Origin of the sequence: Methylobacterium nigriterrae, assembly GCF_037106235.1 — a bacterium.
Classification (GTDB): domain Bacteria; phylum Pseudomonadota; class Alphaproteobacteria; order Rhizobiales; family Beijerinckiaceae; genus Methylobacterium; species Methylobacterium nigriterrae.
The window spans coordinates 1-670 of sequence record NZ_JBAWTG010000469.1; the positions used below are offsets into that span (position 1 = coordinate 1).

1 protein-coding gene and 1 pseudogene are annotated in these 670 nt (G+C 66.7%); both read left to right on the plus strand.

The genetic code is table 11. From position 1 onward, the window contains the following. Nucleotides 1-265 (plus strand): annotated as a pseudogene (locus WDW90_RS37790) (MFS transporter); the annotation flags it as partial. A 119-nt stretch (nt 266-384) separates the two neighbouring features. Then, on the plus strand, nt 385-670 hold a 286-nt coding region (locus WDW90_RS37795; protein WP_336492832.1), incomplete at its 3' end, for a putative sulfate exporter family transporter.

Here is a 670-nt window from a genome sequence, read left to right on the forward strand (position 1 = left end):
TCCCGCACGGGTGCGCTACACCGGCATCTCCTTCGTCTATCAATTCTCCGGAATCTTCGCGAGCGGGCTCACGCCGATCGTGGCCACGGCCCTCCTGCAGTATTCGGGCGCGCACAACCCCTGGCTGGTCTGCGCCTATTGTGCACTTGCCGGCCTGATCAGCGCCCTGTCGGCACTCTGGATCGGGCGAGCCGAGCGACGGGGCACGCTCCTAGCAACCCAGCCGCAGATAGCGGCCGGTCTGACCCGGACGCGGCCCGTATGAGCCCTGGCCGCAGACTGCAGGCGCAACCGCTCGACGCTCCCCCGCGGGCCCCGACCCAAATGCCTTCTTCGAACCAACCCGTAAACGGGGCGACGAAGGCACAGGAGGAGCGTCGGATCGTGACGTCCAAATCTTGGATCGTCGAATTACCTGCCCGCCTCGTGGGTCTCTTTCCTGGCATCGCGCTGTGCGTAGCCGTAACACTGGTGTCGCTCGGTGCGCAGAACGTTGAGGAGCGGGTCTTCGAGCATCCCTACATCGAGGCGCTCGTCGTCGCGATCCTGCTCGGCATGGCCCTGCGCACGCTCTGGGAGCCCAGTCCGCGCTGGCGGGCCGGCATCGCCTTCAGCGCCAAGCAACTCCTCGAGCTTGCCGTCGTCCTGCTCGGCGCCTCCTTGAGCCTCG